The sequence below is a fragment of the Pusillimonas minor genome (assembly GCF_014237865.1).
Taxonomy (GTDB): Bacteria; Pseudomonadota; Gammaproteobacteria; order Burkholderiales; family Burkholderiaceae_B; genus Neopusillimonas; species Neopusillimonas minor.
Map to the genome: position 1 here is coordinate 1 of NZ_JACJUU010000007.1, position 16,256 is coordinate 16,256.

General features: G+C 57.6%; 16 protein-coding genes. 4 read left to right on the top strand and 12 right to left on the bottom strand.

Annotation, left to right across the window (positions count from 1 at the left end):
• Nucleotides 1–173 precede the first annotated feature (173 nt).
• Nucleotides 174–1,760: an alkyl hydroperoxide reductase subunit F gene (gene ahpF / locus GTU67_RS09755; RefSeq protein WP_185779890.1), complete on the bottom strand. Its 1,587-nt coding sequence runs from the start codon at nt 1,758–1,760 to the stop codon at nt 174–176.
• A gap of 126 nt (nt 1,761–1,886) precedes the next feature.
• Nucleotides 1,887–2,450, bottom strand: a complete 564-nt coding sequence (gene ahpC, locus GTU67_RS09760; protein WP_093971391.1) for an alkyl hydroperoxide reductase subunit C — start codon at nt 2,448–2,450, stop codon at nt 1,887–1,889.
• 246 nt (nt 2,451–2,696) lie between these two features.
• Between ahpC and prfB the strand changes: the two genes are divergently transcribed.
• Nucleotides 2,697–3,801 (top strand): peptide chain release factor 2 gene (gene prfB / locus GTU67_RS09765; RefSeq protein WP_185779891.1). Its coding sequence is split into 2 segments (ribosomal slippage): nt 2,697–2,777 and nt 2,779–3,801, totalling 1,104 coding nucleotides; the frame shifts between segments, so codons are not numbered across the junction.
• A gap of 81 nt (nt 3,802–3,882) precedes the next feature.
• Nucleotides 3,883–5,406: a lysine--tRNA ligase gene (gene lysS, locus GTU67_RS09770; protein WP_185779892.1), complete on the top strand. Its 1,524-nt coding sequence runs from the start codon at nt 3,883–3,885 to the stop codon at nt 5,404–5,406.
• A gap of 100 nt (nt 5,407–5,506) precedes the next feature.
• On the opposite strand, the gene iscX is transcribed toward lysS, so the two are convergent.
• From iscX to uvrB, 10 genes are all read right to left on the bottom strand, one after another.
• Nucleotides 5,507–5,698, bottom strand: a complete 192-nt coding sequence (iscX, locus tag GTU67_RS09775; protein WP_093971389.1) for a Fe-S cluster assembly protein IscX — start codon at nt 5,696–5,698, stop codon at nt 5,507–5,509.
• Nucleotides 5,698–6,039 (bottom strand): ISC system 2Fe-2S type ferredoxin, encoded by a 342-nt coding sequence (fdx, locus tag GTU67_RS09780; protein ID WP_185779893.1) that lies wholly within the window; start codon nt 6,037–6,039, stop codon nt 5,698–5,700. The genes iscX and fdx overlap by 1 nt, the downstream gene beginning before the upstream one ends.
• Nucleotides 6,040–6,059: 20 nt before the next feature.
• Nucleotides 6,060–7,973, bottom strand: coding sequence for a Fe-S protein assembly chaperone HscA (hscA, locus tag GTU67_RS09785; protein ID WP_185779894.1), 1,914 nt, complete (start codon nt 7,971–7,973; stop codon nt 6,060–6,062).
• 47 nt (nt 7,974–8,020) lie between these two features.
• Nucleotides 8,021–8,551 (bottom strand): Fe-S protein assembly co-chaperone HscB, encoded by a 531-nt coding sequence (gene hscB / locus GTU67_RS09790; protein WP_185779895.1) that lies wholly within the window; start codon nt 8,549–8,551, stop codon nt 8,021–8,023.
• Nucleotide 8,552: 1 nt separating this feature from the next.
• Nucleotides 8,553–8,876, bottom strand: a complete 324-nt coding sequence (gene iscA / locus GTU67_RS09795; protein ID WP_093971385.1) for an iron-sulfur cluster assembly protein IscA — start codon at nt 8,874–8,876, stop codon at nt 8,553–8,555.
• An 11-nt stretch (nt 8,877–8,887) separates the two neighbouring features.
• Nucleotides 8,888–9,271: a Fe-S cluster assembly scaffold IscU gene (gene iscU, locus GTU67_RS09800; protein ID WP_185779896.1), complete on the bottom strand. Its 384-nt coding sequence runs from the start codon at nt 9,269–9,271 to the stop codon at nt 8,888–8,890.
• 36 nt (nt 9,272–9,307) lie between these two features.
• Complete coding sequence (locus tag GTU67_RS09805; RefSeq protein ID WP_185779897.1) at nt 9,308–10,519, bottom strand: IscS subfamily cysteine desulfurase; 1,212 nt, start codon at nt 10,517–10,519, stop codon at nt 9,308–9,310.
• Between the two features lie 21 nt (nt 10,520–10,540).
• Entirely contained in the window at nt 10,541–11,047 is a 507-nt protein-coding gene (gene iscR / locus GTU67_RS09810) for a Fe-S cluster assembly transcriptional regulator IscR (RefSeq protein WP_185779898.1), read from the bottom strand.
• A gap of 141 nt (nt 11,048–11,188) precedes the next feature.
• Nucleotides 11,189–11,680 (bottom strand): low molecular weight protein-tyrosine-phosphatase, encoded by a 492-nt coding sequence (locus GTU67_RS09815; RefSeq protein ID WP_185779899.1) that lies wholly within the window; start codon nt 11,678–11,680, stop codon nt 11,189–11,191.
• 254 nt (nt 11,681–11,934) lie between these two features.
• Nucleotides 11,935–13,977 carry an excinuclease ABC subunit UvrB gene (gene uvrB / locus GTU67_RS09820; RefSeq protein ID WP_185779900.1) on the bottom strand — a complete coding sequence of 681 codons (2,043 nt, stop codon included), beginning with the start codon at nt 13,975–13,977 and terminating at the stop codon, nt 11,935–11,937.
• 87 nt (nt 13,978–14,064) lie between these two features.
• On the opposite strand from uvrB, the gene GTU67_RS09825 reads away from it, so the two are divergent.
• Together GTU67_RS09825 and lexA are read left to right on the top strand one after the other, a co-directional pair.
• Nucleotides 14,065–15,267, top strand: coding sequence for an amino acid aminotransferase (locus GTU67_RS09825; RefSeq protein ID WP_185779901.1), 1,203 nt, complete (start codon nt 14,065–14,067; stop codon nt 15,265–15,267).
• Nucleotides 15,268–15,337: 70 nt separating this feature from the next.
• Nucleotides 15,338–16,135, top strand: a complete 798-nt coding sequence (gene lexA, locus GTU67_RS09830; RefSeq protein WP_185779902.1) for a transcriptional repressor LexA — start codon at nt 15,338–15,340, stop codon at nt 16,133–16,135.
• Nucleotides 16,136–16,256 lie beyond the last annotated feature (121 nt).

A 16,256-nucleotide genomic window follows, 5' to 3' on the forward strand; every position in this document is an offset into this window, starting at 1 on the left:
TCGGCGCGCAAATCAACGCGCTGCGCTCATTGCTGGCTTTAACGACAAAACGACCTGCGATGATCTAACAGACAAAAAAATAAACCCCGCTGCAAAAAACAGGGGGTTTATCAACAGTCTGTAGCGCGATGTTTGCATCGCGCTATTTTCAGGCTTTAACCCAACCGAAGCAATCAGGCGGTTGCGGTCTCGGCTTCGGCCGGCATGTCGACCGAACTGCGGATAAGATGGTCGAAAGCACCCAGCGCAGCTTTGGCGCCGTCGCCGCAAGCAATAATAATTTGCTTGTACGGCACGGTGGTCACGTCGCCCGCGGCAAACACGCCGGGGATAGACGTCTGGCCTTTGGCATCGACTTCGATCTCGCCGTAGCGTGTGAGCGATACCGTATCTTTAAGCCACTCGGTATTGGGTACCAGACCAATCTGGATAAACACACCTTCGAGTTCGACCTTGCGCGACTCACCCGACTTCCGATCGGTGTAGCTCAGGCCATTGACCTTCTTGCCGTCACCGTGGATTTCGGTGGTTTGCGCCGATACGATGATGTCGACGTTGGGCAAACTGCGCAATTTGCGCTGCAGTACGGCATCGGCACGCAGCTCGTCGCCAAATTCGATAAGCGTGACGTGGGCCACGACGCCGGCCAGGTCGATGGCGGCTTCAACGCCAGAATTGCCACCACCAATAACGGCAACACGCTTGCCCTTGAACAACGGGCCATCGCAGTGCGGGCAGTAAGCGACACCGGCGTTACGGTACTCTTGTTCGCCGGGCACGTTGATTTCGCGCCAACGCGCACCGGTTGCCAAAATCACCGTTTTGCCCTTCAGGGTTGCACCGCTTTCAAGCTGAACTTCGACCAGGTTGCCGCCAGTAACAAGCTTGGTGGCACGTTGTACGTTCATGATGTCGACGTCGTAGGCCTTGACGTGCTCTTCGAGGGCCGCCGCAAAGCGTGGGCCTTCGGTTTCTTTGACCGAGATGAAGTTCTCGATGGCCATGGTGTCGAGCACCTGACCGCCGAAGCGCTCGGCCACGACACCGGTACGGATACCTTTACGGGCCGCATACACGGCAGCCGCTGCACCGGCCGGTCCACCGCCCACAATCAGCACATCGAACGGCTCTTTTGCGTTCAGTGCTTCGGCCTTGCGTGCGCCGGCGCCCGAATCGAGCTGCGCGAGGATTTCTTCGACGCTGGAGCGACCCTGGCCGAATTTCTCACCATTGAGGTATATGGTGGGCACAGACATGATCTGGCGCTCGTCGACTTCGGACTGGTACAGCGCGCCGTCGATGGCTACGTGACGGATGCGCGGGTTGATGATCGACATCACATTAAGGGCCTGGACGACGTCGGGGCAGTTCTGGCATGACAGCGAGAAATAGGTTTCAAAGTTGTAATCGCCATCAAGGTTGCGGATCTGTTCGATGACCGCTTCGTCGAGCTTGATGGGATGGCCGCCGACCTGGAGTAATGCCAGGACGAGCGATGTGAATTCGTGCCCCATGGGGATACCGGCAAACGTGACACTGATGTCGGTGCCGGTGCGGGCGATAGTAAACGAAGGCTTGCGCTGCGCGTCGTCGCTGCCCTCAACCAGCGTAATCCGGTCGGACATTGCGGCGATTTCTTGTAGCAGCTCGCGCAGTTCTTGCGACTTCGCGCCACTGTCGAGATTCGCAGTGATCTCGATGGGCTGGGAAATCCGCTCCATGTAGGATTGCATCTGGGTTTTAAGGCTGGCTTCTAACATAACAGTGACCTTCTGTAAAAATTATTCTTCGGTATGGCCGCAGCCCGGTTTGTGACCTGACTGCGGCTTGCGATGGCGAGGCCCGTTTCTGCAGGCGGCGCCATTTAATGCACGCTAAAACTGAATTTAGATCTTGCCGACCAGGTCGAGCGAAGGCTTCAGTGTTTCGGCGCCTTCTTCCCACTTGGCGGGGCAAACTTCGCCGGGATGAGCAGCGATGTACTGAGCGGCTTTAACTTTGCGCAGCAATTCGGAAGCTTTACGGCCGATACCGTTGTCGTGTACTTCCATGACCTTGATTTCGCCTTCGGGGTTGATGACGAATGTACCACGCAGCGCCATGCCTTCTTCTTCGATCAGGACTTCGAAGTTACGGGCCAGAACTTGTGTTGGGTCGCCCAGCATGGGGTACTGAACTTTTTTGATGGCGGCCGAGGTGTCGTGCCAAGCTTTGTGCGAGAAGTGGGTATCGCACGAAACGGCGTAGACTTCAACGCCCAGTTTCTGGAATTCGGGGTACAGATCAGCCAGGTCTTCGAGTTCGGTCGGGCAAACAAAGGTGAAGTCAGCAGGGTAAAAAACAAAAACGGACCACTTACCTTTTACGGCCTCATCGGTGACGTCAAAGAATTTGCCGTTCTGGAAAGCTGTGCTTTTAAATGGTTTGATTTTGGTATTGATCAGGGACATTTTTGTTTCCTCTGTTGTGGTTGAAAAGTGAAAGTAATGTCAGTATAGGAAAGCCAGGACCATTTGTAAAATTGATTGATTCAATGACTTCAGTAAATTTTACCTATTGCTAGGCTGTTTGCCATGCTAGCAAGCCCGGCTTCATGTGTATATGCGGCCAATGCAAGGTAATTCAAGGCCGCATGGGCCAAACAACCTGCGTTAAAATAAAAAGTTATCTTAAAGATTAAAGATTTCAGGAAGATTATGGAAGCCGAACGTCAAAACCAGTTGATTGCCCGCATCGAAGACTACGCCGAGCGTCAAACCGCCCTTCGGGGGTATCTTTGACTACGCTGGCAAAGCTGAACGCCTGCAAGTTGTAAACGCCGAGCTCGAAAACCCCGACGTCTGGAACGACCCGAAGCACGCACAAGACCTTGGCCGCGAGAAAAAAGGCCTCGAAACAGTCGTTGAAACGCTGACCGAAATTGGCAACGGCGTTGAAGAAGCCCGCGAACTGTTCGACCTTGCCGCCGCCGACAACGACGATGCCACCCTCGAAGCCATCGAGCAAGACTGCGACGCCATTGGCGCCAAACTCGAAGACCTCGAATTTCGCCGGATGTTCAATAACCCGGCCGACCCGCTTAATTGCTTTGTCGACATTCAGGCCGGCGCGGGCGGCACCGAAGCCCAAGACTGGGCTTCCATTTTGCTGCGCCAATACTTGCGCTATTGCGAACGCAAAGGCTTCAAAACCGAAATCCTTGAAGAGTCACCCGGCGATGTCGCGGGTATCAAGTCGGCCAGCATCAAGGTCGAGGGCGATTACGCTTTCGGGTTCTTGCGTACCGAATCCGGCGTGCACCGGCTGGTTCGCAAAAGCCCCTTCGACTCTGCCAACGGGCGTCATACGTCGTTTGCCAGCGTTTTTGTCTACCCCGAAGTCGACGATTCAATCGAAATCGAGGTCAATCCGGCCGACCTTCGCGTCGACACCTACCGCGCCAGCGGCGCGGGTGGCCAGCACATCAACAAAACCGATTCGGCCGTGCGTATCACGCACATGCCCACGGGTATTGTCGTGCAATGCCAAAACGATCGCTCGCAGCACCGCAACCGCGCCGAAGCCATGCAAATGCTTAAATCGCGCTTGTACGAGCTCGAAATGCGTCAGCGCATGGCCGAGCAGCAAAAAATGGAAGACGCCAAAACCGATGTGGGCTGGGGGCACCAGATCCGCTCTTATGTGCTCGACCAAAGCCGCATCAAAGACCTGCGCACCAGTGTTGAAATTTCCAACACACAAAAAGTCCTCGACGGCGACCTCGACCCGTTCATTCAGGCCAGCCTGAAACAAGGGGTTTAACCGGGCCAGGGGCAAGCCTGCCCCGCCCTGCTACAACCTGTCTTGCCGACTCCGGCTTCGATACCTCTACGTATATCACTCATGACCACTACGCCCAACCCCGCTGCTGCCGACGAAAACCACCTTATCGCCGAGCGTCGCGGCAAACTGGCACGGCTGCGCACCGAAGGCGTTGCCTACCCTAACGACTTCACGCCCGAAGACAAGGCCGCCGAACTGCACACTGCCTGCGAAGCGCTGGACAAAGAAGCCCTTGAAGCCCTGGCCAAACCGGCGGTTGTTGCCGGCCGCATGATGCTCAAGCGCGTGATGGGCAAAGCCAGCTTCGCCACCCTGCAAGACAGCACCGGCCGCATTCAAATTTATCTTGATAAAAACGGCGTGGGCGAATCGGTTTACGAGCACTTCAAAACCTGGGATATCGGCGACATACTGGCTGTCGAGGGTACCGTCTTTAAAACCAACAAAGGCGAATTGTCCATCCGGGCCGCGCAAATCCGGCTGCTGTCAAAGTCGCTGCGCCCACTGCCCGATAAATTCCATGGCGTCACCGACCAAGAACTGCGCTATCGCCAGCGCTATGTCGACCTCATCATGAATGAAGAAACGCGGCATACCTTTGTGGCACGCAGCAAGGCCATTGCCCGCATGCGCCAGTACATGGTCGACGCCGGCTTCATGGAGGTCGAAACCCCCATGCTGCACCCCATACCGGGCGGTGCGGCAGCCAAGCCGTTTGTCACGCACCACAATGCGCTCGATATGGAAATGTACCTGCGCATTGCGCCCGAGCTTTATCTGAAGCGGCTTATCGTCGGCGGCTTCGAGCGCGTATTCGAGCTGAACCGCAATTTCCGCAACGAAGGTGTCAGCCCCCGCCACAACCCCGAATTCACCATGATGGAGTTCTATGCGGCCTACACCAACTACCACTGGCTGATGGACTTCACCGAAAACCTTATCCGTCAGGCCGCTGTTGCGGCAACCGGTAGTGCGGTCTTGTCCTATCAAGACCGCCCGCTCGATCTGGGCCAGCCTTTCGACCGCCTGACGATTGTCCAGGCTATCTTGAAATACGCGCCCGGCTACACCGAAGCCCAGCTTAACGATCACGAGTTCCTGCGCGCCGAACTTAAAAAGATGCGTGTCGATGTCAATAGCCCCACCCTTGCGCGTGCCGGTACCGGCGCCCTGCAATTGGCATTGTTCGAAGAAACCGCCGAAGCCAAACTCTGGAACCCGACCTTCATCATTGACTACCCCATCGAAGTCTCGCCGCTGGCACGGGCTTCCGACACCCGGCCCGACATTACCGAGCGCTTCGAACTGTTTATTACGGGCCGCGAAATTGCCAACGGTTTTTCCGAGCTGAACGACCCCGAAGACCAGGCCGCACGTTTCCACGCCCAGGTCGAAGCCAAAGATGCCGGCGACGAAGAGGCCATGTTCTTCGATGCAGACTACATCCGCGCACTGGAATACGGCATGCCCCCCACTGGCGGTTGCGGTATTGGCATCGACCGGCTGATCATGTTGCTGACCGACAGCCACACCATCCGCGATGTGCTGCTGTTCCCTCACCTGCGCCGCGAAGACCAGGCGTAGTTGGTATTTACCGCCCCCGGGGCCTGAATGGCTCCCTTAAACAAAAAGCCCTGCACATTACGTACAGGGCTTTTTGTTTAAAGCTGAATTGCTTTCGGTATTACTTCTCGTCGATCCAGGTCATCTGAATGGCTTCAAGAATGCGTTCACCGCATCGAGCCGGGTCGTCATCGAAACCGGGCAATGCCATTACCCAATCGCGCAGGTCGGTAAAGCGAACCTGCGCAGGATCAACGTCGGGGTGAGCCTCTAGCAGGGCCTCGACAATCTCGTAGGTGTCCGTCCAGCGCATCAGTGGTTTTCCTTGGCGTGGTTGATGGTGTACTTGGGGATTTCGATGGTCAGGTCTTGATTGGCAATTTTTGCCTGACAAGACAAACGCGACGTTGGTGTAAGCCCCCAGGCGCGGTCAAGGTAGTCTTCTTCGTTGTCAGAAGCCTCTTCGAGCGAATCGAAGCCTTCGCGCACGATGACATGACACGTGGTACAAGCACACGACAGCTCGCAGGCGTGTTCGATTTCGACATGGTTATCGAGCAGCACACGACAAATAGACTCACCCACAGGTGCGTTTTCGATGACAGCGCCCTCTGGGCAAACGTCGGCGTGGGGTAAAACAGTAATTTTAGGCATGGTCAAACCAGAACAAAGAATCAGTTATCGGCAATTTCGTCGATGGTGCGGCCGGACAATGCCGCGCGGATACTACGGTCCATACGGCGCGCGGCGAAGTCTTCGGTCGCCTGGCTGAACCGGGCCACCTGTTGTCGTACGGCATCGGCATCGACGGCAATAGTCGACGCCTGCCCGGAAGCCTGATCAGCTGCGGCGTTGGCCAAAGCTTGCAGCATGCGGTCGCTGTCGATCATGATCTGATCGATATTGGCACGCTCATCGTCGCTTAAGAGATCGCCGTCGGCGTCTATCGCCGCCCTGACCGACTCGAGCAACTGCTGCAATTCGACCTGCTGCTCGCGCAGCGCACGGACCTGGGCATCGGCCGATGCATGGGTCATGCCTTCAGTCAGCATCCGGGCGACCTCGTCGTCGGACAAACCATAAGACGGCTTGACTGTCACGCCGGCTTCAACGCCTGTGCTTTCTTCGCGGGCACTGACATTAAGCAAGCCATCGGCATCGACCTGGAACGTGACGCGAATACGCGCGGCGCCGGCCACCATGGGCGGAATGCCCCGTAATTCGAAACGTGCCAGCGAACGGCAGTCGGCAACCAGGTCGCGCTCGCCTTGCACCACATGGATACCCATGGCCGTCTGCCCATCTTTAAAGGTTGTAAATTCTTGAGCGCGCGCCACCGGGATGGTGCTGTTGCGCGGAATTACACGCTCGACCAGCCCACCCATGGTTTCAAGGCCCAATGAAAGCGGTGTGACATCGAGCAAAAGCCAGTCTTCCCCGGCCGAACGATTGCCCACCAGCAAATTAGCCTGGAGCGCCGCACCCAGGGCCACAACCTGATCAGGGTCAAGGTCTGTGAGCGGTGTAGTATTGAACAAGCGACCGACTTCGCGCTGAATGACCGGCATGCGCGTAGCGCCACCAACCATGACAACGCCTTTGACGTCGGCCACATCGAGGCCGGCATCACGCAAGGTGACGCGGGCCCGATCGAGTGTTTTATTGACCAGCGGCTGCGCCCACGACTCGAAAGCCTGGCGACCAAGCGGCATACGTACCGTGCCGGTCGACAGTTCGGCCTCGAAGAGGGTTTCGTCGGTATTGGACAAGGCTTCGCGGGCGACACGGGCCGCGACGTACAACGCACGTAAATCGCCTTTGCCCAGATTGGCCAACTGTTGCGAGCGGCAGACTTCATCGACAATGCAGCGGTCGAAATCATCGCCACCCAATTGCGTGTCGCCACCGGTAGCAACGACCTCGAACACCCCTTTGGTCAGGCGCAAGACAGAAATGTCGAACGTACCGCCACCCAGATCGTAGACCGCATAAACGCCTTCGGCGCCATGATCGAGACCATAGGCAATGGCAGCGGCTGTCGGTTCGTTGAGCAGGCGCAGCACCGTAAGACCCGCCAAGCGCCCTGCATCGCGGGTTGCCTGACGCTGGGCATCGTCGAAATAGGCGGGAACAGTAATGACCGCGCCTACCAGTTCGCCCCCCAGCGCAGCTTCGGCGCGCTCGCGCAGTGTACGCAAAATTTGACTGGACACTTCGACCGGGCTGAAGTCGCCGCGACGGGTTTTAAGGCGGACCATATCTTCGCCATCGGCGAATTCGTAGGCGACACCCTCGCTGCGGGCTTCTTCGAGGGAGCGGCCCATGAAGCGCTTGACCGACGCGATGGTATTGAGCGAATCGGCAGCCTGGTGCTCACGGGCATCGTGCCCGACCTGAATGGTATCGGGCGCATAGCGCACGATAGACGGCAGCAACGCACGGCCGGCCTCGTCAAGCAGGACTTCGGGCACGCTGCTGCGCACCGATGCAACCAAAGAGTGAGTCGTGCCCAGATCGATGCCTACCGCCAGCTTGCGTTGGTGGGGGACCGGCGATTCACCGGGCTCGGATATTTGCAATAAAGCCATAAGTTCTGTTGTTTACGGCCGGTGCACCCAAGGCACACCGCCCGCCCTTAATGTTGACGGTCGGCCAACGCGTGGCGCGCCTGTTGTACTTCGGCAGCCAGCTTCTCGATGAACATCCATTCGCGCACTTTTTCGGCCGCCGCCGGAAAATCGTGCTGGCCGTCGATCAGCGCTTCGACGGTCGTTTCGAGTTCGGTGCGCGCCTGCGCGATATCGTTGCCGAGCTGCTCGAACCGGGCCGGATCTTCGCTGTCACGGGCCTCGTCCAGCGCCTCGCGCCATTCCATCTGACGCATCAGGAACGCGCCGTCCATGCGGGTGTTGCTTTCGGTTTGCAAGTCGCAGCCTGCCTGCTCGCACAGATATCGGGCCCGCAGCAGCGGACTTTTAAGAATGCGATGGCCTTCGTTAATGGTTGACGCCCATTGCATGGCGACCCGCCGCTCGGCCGGCGCCGCTGTTGCAAAACGGTCGGGGTGCACACGCGCTGCCATTTGCCGCCAGCGCGTTTCTAGCGCACCGGCGTCAATGGCAAAGCCTTGCGGCAGTTCGAACAGTTTAAAGTAGTTTTCGACCACGCTACACCGTGAAGGATTCACCGCAACCGCATGTGGCCTTTTCGTTCGGGTTGCTGAACTTGAAACCTTCGTTCAGCCCCTCGCGGCCATAGTCTAGTTGCGTACCGTCGAGGTACGGCAGGCTTTTGGCGTCGATAAACACCTTTACGCCATGTTGTTCGAAAACCTGGTCGTCTGCGTTGGGCTCGTCGACGTACTCGAGCTTGTAGGCCATGCCGGAACAACCCGTGGTACGGACACCCAAACGCAGACCCAGCCCCTTGCCACGCTTGGCAAGGTAACGACTGACGTGGTCAGCAGCTTGTGGAGTCAGCGTAATAGACATGATCAACCCTGTTATTTCTGATGCTTTTCTTTGTAGTTCTGGACCGCCGCCTTGATGGCGTCTTCGGCCAGAATCGAGCAGTGAATTTTTACCGGGGGCAAAGCCAGCTCTTCGGCAATTTGCGTGTTCCGGATGTCGAGGGCCTCGTCGAGCGTTTTACCCTTGACCCATTCAGTGACCAGCGAGCTGGACGCAATAGCCGAACCACAACCATAGGTTTTAAAACGGGCATCTTCGATGACGCCGGTTTCGTTGACCTTGATTTGCAGCTTCATGACGTCGCCACAGGCGGGCGCACCCACCATGCCGGTGCCGATGCTTTCGTCGGATTTGTCGAACGAACCCACGTTACGCGGGTTTTCGTAGTGATCGAGAACTTTTTCGCTGTATGCCATGATTGAATTCCTGTTCTTTGATTCGTAAGACGACCGTTAATGCGCAGCCCACTGGACCGAGTTGAGGTCGATGCCGTCTTGGGCCATTTCCCAGAGCGGCGACATGTCGCGCAGCTTGGCGACACGGGTTTTAAGCAATTCGATCGCGAAATCGACTTCTTGTTCGGTGGTGAAACGACCCAGGGTGAAACGAATGGAGCTGTGTGCCAGCTCGTCGTTGCGGCCCAGCGCGCGCAGCACATAAGAGGGCTCGAGGCTGGCCGATGTACATGCCGAACCACTGGACACAGCCAATTCTTTGATCGCCATGATCAGGGATTCGCCTTCGACGTAGTTGAAGCTGACGTTAAGGTTGTGCGGTACCCGACGCTCCATGTCGCCATTGAGGTAAACCTCTTCGACCTGCGACAACCCCTGCCAGAGGCGGTCGCGCAGTGCGCGGATGCGCTCGTTTTCGGCGGCCATTTCGAGGCGTGCGATACGGAATGCCTCGCCCATGCCCACGATTTGGTGAGTTGCCAGCGTACCGGAGCGGAAACCACGCTCGTGACCACCGCCGTGAATTTGCGCTTCGATGCGAATACGCGGTTTGCGACGGATGAACAAGGCGCCAACGCCTTTAGGCCCGTATGTTTTGTGCGCCGAAAACGACATGAGGTCGACCTTGAGCGTTTGCAGGTCGATGGCAACCTTGCCGGTGGCTTGTGCCGCGTCGACATGGAACACAATGCCCTTCTCGCGACAGATGTCGCCAATGGCCGCGATGTCTTGGATGACACCGATTTCGTTGTTAACCATTAACACAGACACCACACTGGTGTCGGGGCGCAGCGCAGCCTTGAAAGCGTCAAGGTCGAGCAAACCGTTGTCCTGGACGTCGAGGTAGGTGACTTCGAAACCCTGGCGCTCGAGCTCGCGACAGGTGTCCAGCGTCGCCTTGTGTTCGGTTTTGAGCGTAATAAGATGCTTGCCGCGCTGGGCGTAAAAGTGTGCCGCGCCTTTAACCGCCAGGTTAATGGATTCGGTGGCGCCGGACGTCCAGACGATTTCACGCGGGTCGGCGTTGACCAGTTGCGCCACTTCGGCGCGCGCCTGCTCGACGGCCTCTTCGGCTTCCCAGCCAAACGCGTGGCTGCGCGATGCCGGGTTGCCGAAATGCTCGTACAACCAGGGCACCATTTTTTCGACAACGCGGGGATCGACCGGGGTTGTCGCTGAGTAATCTAAATAAACGGGACGTGAAGACATCGACCAACTCCTAAGTAACTTTCAAGCGGGCAGCGAGGACGCGATTTTAGCGCCAGGCACTTGCCCCACACGCACTGCACTTTGGCCTTTCGAGGCCTCGAGCAGACGCATGCGTTGTTTATCGACCAGGTCTTGTAACGAGACCGAGTCAAGGTATTCGACCATTTTATGATTGAGCGTTGTCCAGAGCTCGTGCGTCATGCACTGGCTGGACTCGCCGTTGCGGCCCACGTTGCAGTCTTCTTTGCCGCCACAGCTGGTGGCATCGAGGGGCTCGTCGACCGCAAAGACGATGTCGGCAACGGTGATTTCGCGGGCCAGACGCGCCAGCGAATAGCCGCCGCCCGGGCCACGCACACTGTCGACCAGCTCGTGACGGCGCAACTTGCCAAACAGCTGCTCTAGGTAAGACAGCGAGATGTTCTGGCGCTGGCTAATAGCCGCCAGGGTGACAGGACCACTTTGCTGACGCAACGCCAGATCGATCATGGCCGTAACCGCGAAGCGCCCTTTTGTCGTTAAACGCATAGTTTTTTTCCTTACCCCGAAGGGCTTACCCTTTAATACCTGACTAATTAACTCAAGTATAACCAATACCCGACTGAATTGCTAGGGAAATAGCGCAAAAAAAACCGAGCCATGCGGCCCGGTTGAGGGTATTTGATTGAATTATGCGGCCTGGTACTGTGTAGCGCGCTTGCGGACGACTTCGAGAACCCCTTGACAGGCGTCTTCGAGGCAGTCGAGGACTTTGTTGAAGCCGTCGGGACCGCCGTAGTATGGGTCGGCAATGGTGGCTTCTTCGAATTCGTTGGCAAAGCGCATGAGCAGCATGAGCTTGTGCTGGTAAATCTTGGGACACTGTTGTTGCAGTGCAGAAAGATTTTCCCAGTCCATGACCAGAATGAAATCGAATTCGCGGAAGTCGTCGGCAGTAATTTGCCGCGCAACGCATTGAGAAATGTCGTAGCCACGCTTGCGAGCGGCCGCTTGGGCGCGCGCATCGGGGCTTTCGCCAACGTGAAAGCCGTGGGTGGCGGCTGAATCGACCCCAACGACACCGGACAACCCCGCCTCGGTAATGAGATGGCGGAACACACCCTCGGCGCTGGGAGAGCGACAGATATTACCCGTGCAAACGAAAAGTACCTTAGTCATCATGGGTGAGATTGTGAGGGAAAACCCGGAATAAGGCAATAGATTTCACAGACACGAATAGCAAGCCAATGTGACGCCAGTTCGAAAATTATCCGCACTACTTGAGGGGTTATTCAGGGGAAATAGGTGAACTTAGTCGTTGTGAAGAACAGGCCCGGAGGCAGCCAGACTGCCGTCATGCACCGCAACATTTATGGGCTTTGCGGGCCGGCCAAGTAAACGACAAACCCTGTCTGGCTTGTAACAACACACTACAATCAGCCCACCTGGCCCAGCAGCGCCTTTTCTTTCAGACGATTCAACGCGTCGCGCGCGGCCGCAGCCTGCTCGAACTCCAGATTCTTGGCGTGATCCATCATTTGCTTTTCGAGGCGGCGAATTTCTTTGGCCAGCCACTTTTCGTCGGCCAACAATTCAGGCGACACATCGGCCGCAGCCGCCGAAGCCGCCGAAGCCGCCGCGTGGCTTTCTACGCCATCGATCATTTCGCGTACGGCCTTATTGACACCTCGAGGGACAATACCGTGCTCGGTGTTGAACGTTACCTGCTTGGCGCGACGACGCTCGGTCTCGTCGATGGCGCGACGCATGGAGTCGGTGACGCGGTCGGCATACAGAATGGCACGGCCGTTAAGGTTACGCGCGGCGCGGCCAATGGTTTGAATCAGACTGCGTTCAGAACGCAAGAAACCTTCTTTGTCGGCATCGAGAATGGTCACTAACGAAACCTCCGGGATATCGAGGCCTTCGCGAAGCAGGTTGATCCCCACCAGCACGTCGAACACCCCCAACCGCAGATCGCGGATAATCTCGACCCGCTCGACCGTGTCGATATCTGAATGCAGGTACCTGACCTTCAAGCCGTTCTCAGTCAGGTATTCGGTCAGGTCTTCAGCCATGCGCTTGGTCAGGGTCGTGACCAACACGCGCTCGCCCGCCGCAACACGCAACTTGGCCTCACCCAGCAAATCGTCAACCTGCGTTGTGGCCGGCCTGACTTCGACGATGGGGTCAACCAGTCCGGTGGGCCGAACCACTTGCTCGACCACGTTGTCGGCATGTTCGTTTTCGTAGTTGGAGGGCGTGGCCGACACAAAGACCGTCTGGCGCATCCGCGCCTCGAACTCTTCCATTTTAAGCGGACGGTTGTCCATGGCCGACGGCAACCGGAACCCGAACGTCACCAAGGTTTCTTTGCGGGAACGATCGCCCTTGTACATCGCGCCCAGCTGGCCTATGGTGACGTGACTTTCGTCAATGAACATCAAGGCATCGGCCGGCAAGTAGTCGATCAGCGTGGGCGGCGGTTCGCCCGGCGCGGCCCCGGACAAATGACGGGAATAGTTCTCAATGCCTTTGCAAAAACCCAGCTCTTGCAACATTTCAAGGTCAAAACGCGTGCGCTGCTCCAGCCGTTGGGCTTCAACCAGCTTGTGATCATCAAGAAACACCTTGACCCGGTCGCGCAGCTCGGCCTTGATGCTTTCGATGGCCCGCAGCACGGTTTCACGCGGGGTGACGTAGTGCGAACGCGGAAAGACCGTGAAACGCGGCACACTTTGCCGCACCTTGCCGGTTAACGGGTCAAAAAGTTCCAGCGTTTCGACCTCGTCGTCGAACAGCGAAATACGCACGGCCAGCTCGGCGTTTTCGGCCGGGAAGACGTCGATAGTTTCGCCCCGCGCCCTGAACGTGCCGCGCACAAAATCGACATCGTTACGTTCGTACTGCATGGCAACCAGCCGGCCCAGCAGCTCTTGCCGAGGGATGCGGTCACCGGCGCGCAAAGTAAGCACCATGGCATGGTAGTCGCCCGGGTTGCCAATACCGTAAATGCACGACACCGACCCCACAATAATGGTGTCGCGGCGCTCGAGCAGGCTTTTTGTCGCCGACAAGCGCATTTGCTCGATGTGCTCGTTGATGGAGGAGTCTTTTTCGATGAAGAGATCGCGCGCCGCCACATAGGCTTCGGGCTGATAGTAGTCGTAATACGACACAAAGTACTCGACCGCGTTCTTTGGGAAAAACTCGCGAAACTCGGCGTACAGTTGCGCTGCCAGTGTTTTATTAGGCGCCAGAACAATGGCCGGGCGCCCGGTGCGCGCAATGACGTTGGCCATGGTGTACGTTTTGCCCGACCCGGTCACCCCCAGCAGGGTCTGGAACATCAACCCGTCTTCAACCCCCTCGACCAGGGCGTCGATAGCCGCGGGCTGATCACCCGCCGGCAGATACGGCTGGTACAGCTGGAACGGGCTGTTTGGGTACTGGACGAAACCGGGTTTTGTTGCGGCCATGCTAGACACCTAAGGGTAAACCCCTTATTATCTCACTATTAAGCAATTCATATTTCTTCCTTATTTCTCATCCAACCAACAGGTAATATGACCTCTATCTTCGAAACCGTCGAACTGGCACCGCGCGACCCCATCCTTGGCCTGACCGAGCAGTACAACGCCGATACTCGCACAGAAAAAGTCAATCTGGGCGTTGGTGTTTACTACGATGATCAAGGTCGAATTCCGTTGCTCAAGGCTGTACAGCAGGCCGAAGCCCAGCGCGCCCAGGCCGCCGCACCGCGCGGCTACCTGCCCATCGAGGGGCTGGCCGCCTACAACAAAGGGGCGCAAACCCTGTTGCTGGGTAAAGACTCGGCCATTATTGCCGACGGCCGCGCCCTGACCGTACAAACCATTGGCGGTACCGGGGCCCTTAAAATCGGCGCCGACTTCCTTAAACAGCTGTCGCCCAATGCCAAAGTGGTCATCAGCAACCCCAGCTGGGAAAACCACCGCGCCATCTTCGAACGCGCCGGTTTTGTCGTTGAAAACTACCCTTACTACAACCCCGAAACCCACGGCCTCGACTTCGACGGCATGGTTGGTGCACTTAAAGCGTTGCCCAAGGGTACGGTTGTTGTGTTGCACGCCTGCTGCCATAACCCCACCGGCGTCGACCCTACCGCTGCCCAATGGCAAGAAATCGCCGCTACCGTCAAAAACGCGGGCTTGGTGCCCTTCCTCGACATCGCCTACCAGGGCTTTGGCGACGGGCTCGAGCAAGACGCCTCGGTGGTTCGTTTGTTTGCCGACCTGGGCATGACCATGCTGGTCAGCTCCTCGTTCTCGAAATCGTTCTCGCTGTACGGCGAACGCGTTGGCGCGCTTACCCTTATTTGTGGCTCGAAAGACGAAAACGCACGCGTGCTTAGCCAGGTCAAGCGGGTTATTCGTACCAACTACTCGAACCCGCCCACACACGGCGGTACGGTTGTTGCGTCGGTACTGAACACCCCCGAACTGTACAGCCTGTGGGTTGACGAGCTGGGCGAAATGCGCAACCGCATTCGCAGCATGCGCGAACAGCTGGTCACCAAGCTTAAAGACCACGGTGTCAAACAAAACTTTGACTTCGTTATGGCGCAACGCGGCATGTTCTCGTATTCGGGCCTTACCGCCGCCCAGGTCGACGCCTTGCGCAACGACCACGGCGTATACGCCGTGAGCAGCGGCCGTATTTGCGTGGCTGCGCTTAACAGCCGCAACATCGACTACGTGGTTAACGCCATCGCAAAAGTCATCGGTTAAGCCTTAAGCTTGCCAAGCCAGGCCGACTAGGGCACAATAGGGCTGTATTTATATACAGCCCTATTTTATTATGGCCATAAAACTCACCGCCCGTCAGCAACAAATTCTCGACCTCATCCGTCAGCAAATCGGGCGTACCGGGTTCCCCCCCACACGCGCCGAAATCGCCCGCGAACTGGGTTTCCGCTCGGCCAATGCGGCCGAAGACCACCTTAAAGCACTGGCACGCAAAGGTGCTATTGCGCTTACGGCAGGGGCATCGCGGGGCATTCGCCTGCTTACGCCTGCACCAGGTCAACCCGGCGTTGCCAACGTGGCGCTCAACGCGGCCAATACCCAGCAACCCCACGCGGGCGGTGCGCCCTACCCACACACGGCCAACGCGCCGCACGTCCAGGCGGCAGGTGTGCAGCCTCCCCTTACGCAATCGCATAACGGGTCTACGTCACCCTCATCTGCCTTTACCAGCGCTCAACACCTGGGTCGCCTGCTGTTGCCTGTCATCGGTCGCGTTGCGGCGGGCAGCCCCATATTGGCCACCCCCCACATCGAGCGCGAAATCGCCGTCGAGCCAGCGCTGTTCACCCAAGAGCCCGACTACCTGCTTAAAGTACGTGGTCTTAGCATGCGCGATGCCGGCATCCTCGATGGCGACCTGCTCGCCGTAAAAAAAGCCACCGAAGCACGCAACGGCCAAATTGTTGTCGCGCGGCTGGGCGACGACGTCACGGTCAAACGCCTCGAACGCCAAGGCCGGCACATCCGCCTGCTCCCCGAAAACCCCGACTTTGCCCCCATCGAAATTCAGGCCCACGACGAATTCGCCCTCGAAGGCATCGCCGTCGGCCTGATACGCACCATGCAATAACGCCACCTTGCGCCACCGGCAACGCTTAAAGCCCGGCGGGCAACGCGCTGCCTGGCCGCCAGGCAATTTAGTGGCCCAGCCCAATGCGTCACCCACAAAAAAACCCAAAGTTTGCGCCAAC

Excerpts from the sequence above, each read along its gene's own strand:
- ahpF (WP_185779890.1), bottom strand. The coding sequence starts at position 1,760 with ATGTTAGAAGCCAGCCTTAAAACCCAGATGCAATCCTACATGGAGCGG.
- ahpC (WP_093971391.1), bottom strand. The coding sequence starts at position 2,450 with ATGTCCCTGATCAATACCAAAATCAAACCATTTAAAAGCACAGCTTTC.
- lysS (WP_185779892.1), top strand. The coding sequence starts at position 3,883 with ATGACCACTACGCCCAACCCCGCTGCTGCCGACGAAAACCACCTTATC.
- iscX (WP_093971389.1), bottom strand. The coding sequence starts at position 5,698 with ATGCGCTGGACGGACACCTACGAGATTGTCGAGGCCCTGCTAGAGGCT.
- fdx (WP_185779893.1), bottom strand. The coding sequence starts at position 6,039 with ATGCCTAAAATTACTGTTTTACCCCACGCCGACGTTTGCCCAGAGGGC.
- hscA (WP_185779894.1), bottom strand. The coding sequence starts at position 7,973 with ATGGCTTTATTGCAAATATCCGAGCCCGGTGAATCGCCGGTCCCCCAC.
- iscA (WP_093971385.1), bottom strand. The coding sequence starts at position 8,876 with ATGTCTATTACGCTGACTCCACAAGCTGCTGACCACGTCAGTCGTTAC.
- iscU (WP_185779896.1), bottom strand. The coding sequence starts at position 9,271 with ATGGCATACAGCGAAAAAGTTCTCGATCACTACGAAAACCCGCGTAAC.
- GTU67_RS09805 (WP_185779897.1), bottom strand. The coding sequence starts at position 10,519 with ATGTCTTCACGTCCCGTTTATTTAGATTACTCAGCGACAACCCCGGTC.
- iscR (WP_185779898.1), bottom strand. The coding sequence starts at position 11,047 with ATGCGTTTAACGACAAAAGGGCGCTTCGCGGTTACGGCCATGATCGAT.
- GTU67_RS09815 (WP_185779899.1), bottom strand. The coding sequence starts at position 11,680 with ATGATGACTAAGGTACTTTTCGTTTGCACGGGTAATATCTGTCGCTCT.
- uvrB (WP_185779900.1), bottom strand. The coding sequence starts at position 13,977 with ATGGCCGCAACAAAACCCGGTTTCGTCCAGTACCCAAACAGCCCGTTC.
- GTU67_RS09825 (WP_185779901.1), top strand. The coding sequence starts at position 14,065 with ATGACCTCTATCTTCGAAACCGTCGAACTGGCACCGCGCGACCCCATC.
- lexA (WP_185779902.1), top strand. The coding sequence starts at position 15,338 with ATGGCCATAAAACTCACCGCCCGTCAGCAACAAATTCTCGACCTCATC.